Below are 10,425 nucleotides of genomic sequence, written 5' to 3'. Positions count from 1 at the left end.
TTATTTTAAATTAGTTTTTAACAGCCTTAATTTTAAGGGGTTATACACTCTTTTTTTTTAGTTTTTTTAAGGAGTGTTTTTTCTCTTCTTGTCCTTATTATATATACGCGTTTTTGGTTGGTTTTTACTCTTGTGGGGGGGGTATCTATTTTTTAAGGGCCTTGTCTTTTTTTTATCTCTGCTTTTAAAGTTATGCTTCCCTCTTGTTTTTGCTTATTGATTTCTTCAATCTTTATCTTTTTCTCTTTTGTTTAATGCTCTCTTGCGTTAGGGATTGAATGGCTTGTTTGAGCTCCTTGAAAAGAGCGAGTAATGAAAGCCCGACCTTATTACTAAGCTTTTCTTGCTTTGTAATTAGGGAACGCCATAGAAAAAGCTTCTATAGAAAGAAATTCCACACTAATCCAAATCGTACTGCGAAATCCCTGTATGGTGTGTTTGGTGCAGAATAATATTTGTATCCTGTAAAGGCTGCATTAATGTGTTCTGCTTTTAAGTAGATACGGGTTTGACGTACTTTTGCATTTATAAAAAAGTCTAATCTTGGAAATCCTCCTAATTTTACATCGTTCTGTGTGTAGAATTCTGCTAAAAGGGGATCGTAACTATTCATGTTATATTCTGTAAAGTAATTGAATGTTATTCCTGTTTGTAAATACATTGCTTTTTTAAAGACATGATTTGAATAGTATAGTGTATTACGTGTTATTATTTCTGGGACGTTTAATGTGTTGTTGTCGTCTTTTACATTTTGATACATTACTGTATTGTTTAATGCAAAGTTTCTATACTTTATTTCTTTATTTGCTTTTACTCGCAAATAGGTTATTGACTTATCGTTTTGAAACGGTTTTACTGCTCCTGTTTCATCTTTACCAAAATAGACGTAATCGTTTATTGTAGATGCATCTACTGTTATATTTGCTATTTTTTTTGATGTTAGATTAAAGGCTAATTGTTGTATTTGTACATTATTAAAATTATTTTGCCAATTGTAGTTTATATATGCACTTTGATTTAACTGTGTGTTGTAATTTGGTGCTTTGGAACTATGGTTTATTTGTGCCTCCAACTTAATATCGTCTGTTATTTGATAGGCTGCTTCTCCTTTTGCATAGTTACCTTCTAAGTCTCCCGCTACATTTATTCCTAGTTCTCCTTGTATTAGAAAACCGCCTATTTGCTTTTTATATTTTCCGCCTACTGCAACAACGTCTCCTTTTAGCCGGTTAGTTATTGTGCTACCGTTTAGGATTACTATTTTATTGTAGCCGTAATTGTAATTGTTATGGCTTGCATTGAATTGTAAATCTCCTATTATGTTGTTTGAGTAGTTTAATTGTACTTGATTATGTAATTCTTCTAATGTTACACGGTCTCTTAATAGTGTGGATTGGAAGGCGTTTCCCAAAAAGGTATTTGCCGTTGTTTGATCGAATGTAAAGCTTTTGTCTTTAAATAGCATAATATGCTTTACGTTTAAATTGTTTTTTGCTACTGAATCGTTTTGATTAATTATTGCATAGGTGTGATTTAAATAGAACCGCTTTCCTTTTAATACATTTTCTGCGTCTTCGAAATTTACTTCTAACACGCCACGGTCTTTAAATTCGTCGTCTCCTGATTCGAAAAAAGCAACGCTTTCATCGGTTAATCCTCCGTTTTCCTGATTTAGTAAATCTTGAGATACGAAGTGCGCATTTGCTATATAGCGTTTGTTTTTTGTTTTGTAACTACTGGTGAATCTAAAATTACCTGTACTTGTTAGTATGTGTTGGTATATTCCTAATGATCGCAGTCCTTTATAGGCGGCAGACAGATTAAATTGCTTAGTGGTATTTACTGTAAAGAAGGCATCTATTAATTGCCCTTGGGAAAAAGCTGTTTTGTAGAAAAGGTCTGTTAATGGTGTTGGTACATGGTAGTAGTTTATATCTTTGGCTTCCATGAAATTGAAATGTCTAGCTCTTGCTCCAAACCTTGGCATTAGGCTTGTATCTTCAAAATTATAACTTAGGGTGTTATATGTTTGCCCTAAGTTAGAGAATGGCATTAACTCGAAATTATCTTTTCTTAGGTAGTTATATTTGTATTCTTTTTTTATTGTTAGGGTTGTATCTACATGTGTTGTATCGTTTGCATGAGATATTATTAGGTAGTCGGTTATTTTAGCGTCTTTATTTTTTATATTTTTATTGCTCGTACTTTTCCCTCCTCTACGTTGTACTGTATCGTTTATTGTTCCTATGCCTTGGTTTACAGATCCGTTTTGTGTTCTCAATGCTGGGTCTTTTATTTCTTGTGCACCGGCTGTTATAGAGAAACTTAATAAAAAGACTACTAAAATTATTTTATTCTTCAAATCATATTTATTTTTAAACCTTAAATATAAAAACGGGTTTTATATTTATTTGGAATTTTTGCCAAAAATAGGAAATATCTTAAAGGGTTTTTCATTTTACAGTAATGAACTCTCTTAATCTTTATCTATTAACACATAATTACACTATTTTATATAACTATAGTGTTAAGATTTATATAAATGCTAAAATTAAATTTTTCTGGTACTATTTTAGAGTGTGGTACTGATGAGGCTGGTCGTGGTTGTTTGGCGGGGCCTGTTACTGCTGCTGCTGTTATTTTACCTCTAACTTTTGAGAATAGTATTCTTAACGATTCTAAGCAGCTTACCGAAAAGAAGCGAGAGCTTTTAAGGCCTATTATTGAGGCTAATGCGCTTACTTTTGCTTTTACTCATGTTTATGAGGAAGAGATTGATTCTATAAACATTTTGAATGCTTCTATTATTGCGATGCAGCGTTCTATTTTAAAGTTAACTCCTACTCCCGAATTTATTATTGTGGATGGTAATAGGTTTAAGCCTTTAAATACTATTCCTTATGAGACTATTATTAAAGGTGATAGTAAGTTTATGAGCATTGCTGCTGCTTCTGTTTTAGCAAAAACATACAGGGATGATTACATGAATAAAATTCATGAAGAGTTCCCTATGTACAATTGGAAAAAAAATAAAGGTTATCCAACTAAAGAACATCGTGATGCCATTAGAAAGTATGGCGCTACTAAATATCACAGAAAAAGCTTTAAACTTCTGCCTGAACAATTAAAATTAAATTTTTAGTTTTTACTTACTAAAACAAATGGGTATTTTTACCGAAATCTTATATTGATATAATGAAATACCTTTGGTTCTGTTTTTTGCTTTCTTTTTTATTAATTAGTTGTAATACTGAAAACAAAAATGCTTCTATTTATGATTTTATTTCGGAAGATGCTTCTGTTATTCTTAATACCAACACGATTGAAAGCTTAGCGAGTAATTTAAATAATAGTGATTTAATTAATGCTGTCGCTCCTACTCCTGCTTATAAAAAGCTAACAGGCATGCTTTCGGGTTTGGAGTATTTAAATACTACAAATTCTACTATTATTTCATTATTAAAAGATGATAATGATAGTTTACAATATGTTTTTGCTACTAAGTTTACTGCCGATGTTTTTAATACAGACTCTATTCCTAATGTAACTATTGTAGATGCTACTGCTGGTAAGTATGCCGCAAAACGTATTACTTATAATAACTCGATTTTATTTACTTCTATTAAGGATAGTATTCTGGTTGGTAGCTCTAATGTAAATGCTTTAGCTTCTGTTTTAAGTTCTTCTGAGAAAAGTGAGAATAAAACCGTAGTAGATAAATTACTAAACACCACTAATAGAAGTAATCATTTATCGGTTGTGATTAATGCTACTAAAAACAATTTTATTACTTCTCTTTTTAATTCTGATGTTTTACCTTTTTCTGATTTTACCAATTATCTTGCTTTTGATACTGAAATTACGCAAGACCAAATGGTTTTAAATGGTATTACAAAAGCTACAGATTCTACCAATAGTCTTATAAACGTTTTTAAAAACACTATTCCTCAAGAAAATGAATTGGCTAAAATTGCACCTTCTAATAGCGATGGTTTTTTAAGTTTTACGTTTGACACTTTTTCTGTTTTTAAAAATAATTTAGATGCTTTTAACTCTAACGCTTCTTATAGTATTTCTATACCATTGTTTGATAATATTATTGAGGTTGGTACTATTTTCGAGAATAATAATACTGCTATTGTTTTAAATTCTATAGATGTTATTAGCACTAAAGATGCTTTATTAAGCGAACAAAATAGTGTTGATAATTATAGGCAAATTCCTATTTATAGTTTTAGTATGCCTTCGTTTTTTAAGGATGTGTTTGCTCCTTTAGTGTCTTTTGATAACGCTCAGTTTTATTGTGTTATCGATCAGTTTTTTGTTTTTGCTAATAGCTTGGATGCTATACAGAATATTATAGCTAATTACCAGAATAAAACAACTCTTGCTTCTCGAGGGTATTATAAATCGTCTATTTCTAATTTAAGTAGTGCTGCTTCTATTTTGTATGTTACTAACGCTGCTTCTTTAAAACAAATTTTAGAGACTAACCTAAATGTAGCTATTGAAGCGTCTTTAAAATCGTACAAATCTTCTGCGCTTCAGTTTATTTACGATACTAATTATGCACACTTTAATGCTGTTATTAAAAAGAACAAATCTAAAGCTGTTAGTAACGCTGTTACTGAAGTTTTAAATATTAAATTAGATGCTAACGTATTAAACACACCTCATTTTGTAACTAACCATCGTACTCGCGGGAAAGATATTGTTGTGCAAGATGTTAACCATAAGCTTTATTTAATTTCTAATACTGGTAGTATTCTATGGAAACGCCAATTAAACGGTCCTATTTTAGGGGCTATTAAGCAAATAGACATTTACAAAAATGGGCGTTTACAGTTAGCTTTTGCAACACCTAATCGGGTGTATTTAATTAGTAGAGATGGTAAGGATGTTACTGGGTACCCGCTAGAGTTTAATGATATTATTACACAACCGCTTTCGGTTTTTGATTATGATAGGAATAAAAATTACCGATTATTTGTTACACAAGGAAAATCTGTATTATTATATGATGCTAAAGGAAAATCGGTTAAAGGGTTTAAATTTAAAAGTGCTGATGCTACTATTAACTCGCAGCCTCAACATATACGAATGGGCAGCAAAGATTTTATTTTAATAAAAACTGATAACAAGTTAAACATTTTGAGCAGACGCGGTACTGCTAGAGTTACTGTTAAAAACCAACTAAAATACTCTAAAGAGCCTATTTATAATTACAAAAACACTTTTACAACTACAACAACTGATGGTAATTTGGTTTCTATTGACCAGTCTGGTAATGTAAAAACAACACCGTTACAGCTTTCAGAAGGGCATAACATTACTGCGACCTCTAAAACATTAGTAACTCTAAGCGATAATAAACTAAGTATAAAAGGAAGAACTATAGATTTAGATTTTGCAACGTATAGCGAACCAAAACTTTTTTATATTAACGATAAAATATATGTTTCGGTTACCGATTTACAATCGCAAAAAGTATTATTATTTGATAGTCAAGCAAAATCTATTGCTAATTTCCCTGTTTATGGTAACTCTTCTATTGACTTAAACAACATAGATAAAGACAGAAGTTTAGAGTTTGTTACTAAAGGTGAAAGTAACTCCATTTTAGTTTACGAGATTAATTAAATTTTGCATGGTATTTTATACTATTGCACTTTACAATAAAAGCATATAAAAAAAATGATAAAACGTACTAACGCCAGTATTTCAAAATTTATAATTCATAAGGTTGGTAATAAACATAACGATACTAAAAATGCCTTTTCTGAACAGGAAGTACAGTTTGATGAGGAAAGTTATAATTTAATGTTGCCTTTTTTATTACGTCCTTTTGGATCTGTTGTGCAGAGTTTCCGTTTTAATCACCACTCTAACGTAGAGCTTAATGAAATTAATGCATATGCTAGACAGTTGTTTAAAGAGGATGAAGATACTTTTGTAGAAACTTCTAAGAATATTGTGAAGCATTTGTTTGAGCAGTCTAACTCTGCACAAATAAAAACTGGTGATGTTTTAATTGCTATGTTTGAAGGTATAGAATACCGAGATATGGTAACCAATGCTGTTGGTATTTTTAAAATTGAAAGTAAGATTAAGTTTTTTCAAACTTTTTTAGAGGGTGGTAGTTATGATGTATTTGTACAAAATGGTATTAGTTCTAAAAAAGTGGATAAGGCTTGTTTAATTTTAAACCAGACCGACATGGAAGGTAATATTATTTTTAGTGCGGATAATAATAATTACGATGCGCAATATTGGACCGATCATTTTTTAAATATTAAGTATGCTGATGATATGAATAACCATACGCATAACTATCTAGATTTATGTAAAGAGTTTTCTACAGATGTTTTAAAGTCTAGTTATGGTGAGCAAGAGCGTAATATTTTTTTAGCAAAAACTATTGATTATTTTAAGGATAATGAAACAATAAATGTTGAGAATTTTAAGGAAGAGGTTTTTGAAGAGGAGAAACACATCCAAATGTTCGAGGATTATAAAAAGGACTACGAGAAAGAATTAAATGTTGTATTACGCAATCAGTTTGATTTAGCTGAAGCTGTTGTTAATAAGGAAAAGAAAAAGATTAAAACCGATATTAAGCTAGATACTCATATACAAATAAAATTAGATATTGATGCGCCAGATGCCGCAAGTGAACATTTAGAAAAAGGATACGATGAAGAGAAAAAAATGTTCTATTACAAGGTGTTTTTTAACGAGGAAGGGCAGTAAAAGAAGGCGTTTATTCTATTATACTAAATAGTATTAAGGCTCATAACAAATACACTCTCGTTTGTTATGAGCTTTTTTTAGGTAAGTTTGTTAGTGTTAGATATATAATGATTTATGCACTTTGCTAATTGAAACCTAAATGAAAAACTTTTTCTTACTTTTTATATTTTGCCTTCCCGCCATTGTTTTTGCCGAATATAATGGTGTTCATTTAGAATTTGATATTGAACTGAATGATGGTAGCAAGGTTCATGGTTATAAATATGTTGCTCATGGAAAGAATACGGAAGATTACAGGAAGCATCTCGAAAAAAATTACAGTACTTTTTTACAAAACCAATTCACTTACGAACCTGGAACGCATAGTTTTTATACCAAGCGCTTAAGTTATAATTATAATGGTGTCTCTGTCTATAAACTAATTAAACCTACCGAAATAAAGTTAACTAGTATAAAAATAGTAAGCATTACTAAAATGATAGTCGCTTCGTACGCTATACAAATTGTAGGAGACTATAATCCAGAAGATCAACTTTGGATGCAAACTGAGCCAATTATAAAATATTCTGAACATGAAGATCTGTGTACCTATGATATTTTCATACATAAAACAGGCTCCACACCTAAAGAATTAATTACAAAAATTAAAACAATTGTAAAGGAAACTGAAATAAAAATACAAAAGGAATTAGAACTTCTTAATACCTCAGAAAATTATGAGGATTTATATCGTAAGAATACTCAACTTATTTATAAAGCACAAAACTCGGCACTATCTAAACTTATTAAAGACTGTAATTGTTTAAAATCTGTTATTATTAGTTTATGTACTTGTTAAAATTTTAAACTTTACTAATGAAAATACTTCTAGCCCTATTATTTATTATAATCTCTTTTGGCTCTGTAGCAATTACTACTATTGCTATTATTCAAATATTAAGTAATAACTTTAAAGACTCAAAAAGTAAATGGATTTTAATTTCTATGATTGGCTTTATAGGTCCTATTCTTTGGATTATTAAAGGACGGAAATTAATTACGAACTCAACGACTTAAATTAACTCTAGAATTTCTGGTATAAAAACTTCCAGTTCTTATTCTATTTTAATTGTTCTCTGCTTTAGGATATGATTTTATGTTAAATCATTTAAAAAAGATATAAAACTCCTAAAAGCTTTCTTTATATTCCCATCTCATAATCTAAAAAGAATCTTTTGAGATTACTTAAAAACATATTACTATTTCAGAAAAAAATAGTTTTTACTTCTGCTATAATTGCTGTAGCTATTGGATTTATATTTAGTGTAAGTTTAAATATTATTGGACTTTATTATCTATATATAGCACCAATGACTCATTTGTTCATTTATGAAATAAAAAACAAAAATGAATATTATTACTATTATAATTTAGGTTTAACCAAACTTATTTTATGGGGTTCAACATTTGTAATAGCGCTTATAAACTTATTAATACTATCACTAATATGACAGGTTTACATATAGATAGCTTAACAAAATCTTATAACAATAGAATGTTATTAAGTGACATTTTTATTTCCTGTAAAAAAGGAGAAATAAAGGGTCTCATCGGGCGTAATGGTTCTGGAAAATCGACATTATTAAAAATAATTTTTGGAACAGAAAAAGCAGATTCTAAATTTGTTCGGGCTGGTGGTAAAGTTATTAAAACCGTTGCAGATGGAAGACATCTAATTAACTACCTACCTCAAAATAATTTCTTGCCCAATAATGTAACTATAGCTTCTTTAATAAAATTATTTCTTCCTAAAACGCAAAGTAGCATAGTACTTAATAATGAACATGTAAAACCACTACTTTATAAGCGCAATCAAGATTTATCTGGTGGAGAAAAGAGAATTATTGAGATATTATTAATTATACATTCTAATGCTCAATTTATTTTACTAGATGAGCCTTTCAATGGTGTAAGTCCTATTATTAGAGAATATATTATTAGCTATATTAATACAATGAAAGCTTCTAAAGGTTTTATTATAACCGATCATGATTATGAAAACGTTATCAACTTAGCAGATACTATAGTTTTCTTAAATAATGGATTTTTAAAACCTATAAAAGACAAAAGTGAACTTATGGAGTTTGGTTATATCCCTATATCTACTTTTAATATGGTATATAAATAACGATTAAATTAGTTAATAAACTCTGCTTCAAAAAGTGTTTTAAAATGTTTCAGTAGTTTTTCTTTCACTTCGTTTTCATCTACTGTTTTCTTTCCTAATTCTACATTAAGAGAGGTTACTGCCTTATCACGAATACCACACGGGATAATATTATCGAAATATCCTAAATCTGCATTTACATTTAGTGCAAACCCATGCATAGTAACCCAACGGCTAGCGCGAACACCCATTGCACATATTTTTCTAGCAAATGGCGTCCCTACATCTAACCAAACACCTGTTTCACCAGGGCTTCTTTCAGATTTAAGGCCATATTCTTCTAAGGTAAGAATAATCATTTCTTCTAAAAGACGTAAATATTTATGTATATCTGTAAAAAAGTTTTCTAAATCTAGAATAGGATACCCAACAATTTGTCCAGGTCCGTGATATGTAATATCTCCTCCTCTATTAATTTTATAAAACGTTGCTCCCTTTTCTACTAATTGAGCCTCGCTTAATAATAGGTTAGACATATCCCCACTTTTACCTAAAGTATAAACATGCGGGTGCTCTACAAACAGAAAGTGATTTTTAGTTTCTAAACCAGCATTTTCTCTTCTGTTCTTAATTTTAGTATCTAATATGTCTTTAAATAAACTCTCTTGGTAATCCCAAGTGTCTTTAAAGTCTTTAGACCCTAAATCTTTTAGTTCTATTGTTTTGTTCACAATTTAATCTTCTAAAATAACTTCTAAATTTAAAGCTTCAGGATTACTTACATACTCCATAAACCCATACTCTACAGTAACACTTTTTCTATCTGCACTATATAATGCCTTCTCGTTAGATACTGACTTAATTGGCTTAGGGAAGTGGTAATTTAATTTGTATTTAGAGCTGGCAAACATCATACTCATTTTGCTTATACTATCTGTCATTTGCTTGTAAGCTTCTTTATCTAAAATCTTAGCTGTTCTAGTAAATACTCTACCGTTGTAAGAATAACTTAATTCTGTACTTCCGTTCTTTCCTAAAGACGAGAAAGGGTTATTAGGGTCATTCACTTTAGCGGCTCCTTTGCCTTTCATATTACTAAAGTTATTCATAGCCTTAAACATATCCTGCAATTCATCAGCTTTACTGAACTCTCGATACATATCAAACTTCATTTCCGAAGTTTTAGTATTCATTACCATGTGCATATTAAAGGGTTCAAGACTTTTTAATTTTTCTTGCTCTTCGGCCGATAATTTTGAGATACTGTCTCTTTTAGTGTCAAATAATTCTTTAAAACTAAATGTAGAATCTATAACTTCTTCTTTGCCTCCCATTTCATCGCCTGCCATTTGCATTAACTCTGACCCATCAAAAGAAAACGACATTTTACCAGAACCATCTTCATTAATATATATGTCTTCAGAAAATTGACAACTAGTTAGCACAAACACTAAAAGGCATGCTAATAAAACAGTAAATCTTTTCATTTTAATAGGTTTATTTATGGTTATAGTTAGGCTACAAAGATA

Annotated in this window: 9 protein-coding genes; 6 read left to right on the top strand and 3 right to left on the bottom strand. The window is 30.1% G+C overall.

Features of this window, described 5'->3' with window-relative positions; translation table 11 throughout:
• Positions 1–379 precede the first annotated feature (379 nt).
• Positions 380–2,362 (bottom strand): putative porin, encoded by a 1,983-nt coding sequence (locus tag ACVC08_RS06225; protein WP_452601415.1) that lies wholly within the window; start codon positions 2,360–2,362, stop codon positions 380–382.
• A gap of 180 nt (positions 2,363–2,542) precedes the next feature.
• Here ACVC08_RS06225 and ACVC08_RS06220 point away from each other — a divergent pair, with 180 nt between their 5' ends.
• The 6 genes from ACVC08_RS06220 to ACVC08_RS06195 all read left to right on the top strand — a co-directional run bounded on the left by ACVC08_RS06220 (position 2,543) and on the right by ACVC08_RS06195 (position 8,917).
• Positions 2,543–3,142, top strand: a complete 600-nt coding sequence (locus ACVC08_RS06220; RefSeq protein ID WP_452597638.1) for a ribonuclease HII — start codon at positions 2,543–2,545, stop codon at positions 3,140–3,142.
• A 53-nt stretch (positions 3,143–3,195) separates the two neighbouring features.
• A complete protein-coding gene (locus tag ACVC08_RS06215) occupies positions 3,196–5,640 on the top strand; it encodes a DUF3352 domain-containing protein (RefSeq protein ID WP_452601414.1) in 2,445 nt (814 codons plus the stop codon).
• Between the two features lie 54 nt (positions 5,641–5,694).
• Positions 5,695–6,750 (top strand): nucleoid-associated protein, encoded by a 1,056-nt coding sequence (locus tag ACVC08_RS06210; protein ID WP_452601413.1) that lies wholly within the window; start codon positions 5,695–5,697, stop codon positions 6,748–6,750.
• A gap of 139 nt (positions 6,751–6,889) precedes the next feature.
• The gene (locus ACVC08_RS06205; protein ID WP_452601412.1) at positions 6,890–7,588 is read left to right on the top strand and encodes a hypothetical protein; all 699 of its coding nucleotides are present in this window, start codon (positions 6,890–6,892) and stop codon (positions 7,586–7,588) included.
• Between the two features lie 17 nt (positions 7,589–7,605).
• The gene (locus ACVC08_RS06200; protein WP_452597634.1) at positions 7,606–7,806 is read left to right on the top strand and encodes a hypothetical protein; all 201 of its coding nucleotides are present in this window, start codon (positions 7,606–7,608) and stop codon (positions 7,804–7,806) included.
• Positions 7,807–8,182: 376 nt separating this feature from the next.
• On the top strand, positions 8,183–8,917 hold the full coding sequence (locus ACVC08_RS06195; RefSeq protein WP_452601411.1) for an ATP-binding cassette domain-containing protein: 735 nt from the start codon (positions 8,183–8,185) through the stop codon (positions 8,915–8,917).
• A gap of 8 nt (positions 8,918–8,925) precedes the next feature.
• Here the strand turns inward: ACVC08_RS06195 and lipB are convergent, their stop codons facing one another.
• Together lipB and ACVC08_RS06185 are read right to left on the bottom strand one after the other, a co-directional pair.
• Positions 8,926–9,627: a lipoyl(octanoyl) transferase LipB gene (gene lipB / locus ACVC08_RS06190; protein ID WP_452601410.1), complete on the bottom strand. Its 702-nt coding sequence runs from the start codon at positions 9,625–9,627 to the stop codon at positions 8,926–8,928.
• 3 nt (positions 9,628–9,630) lie between these two features.
• The gene (locus ACVC08_RS06185) at positions 9,631–10,383 is read right to left on the bottom strand and encodes a hypothetical protein (protein ID WP_452601409.1); all 753 of its coding nucleotides are present in this window, start codon (positions 10,381–10,383) and stop codon (positions 9,631–9,633) included.
• Positions 10,384–10,425 lie beyond the last annotated feature (42 nt).

Source organism: Pontimicrobium sp. MEBiC06410 (assembly GCF_053601615.1).
This window is presented reverse-complemented; position numbering and strand designations above follow the sequence as displayed.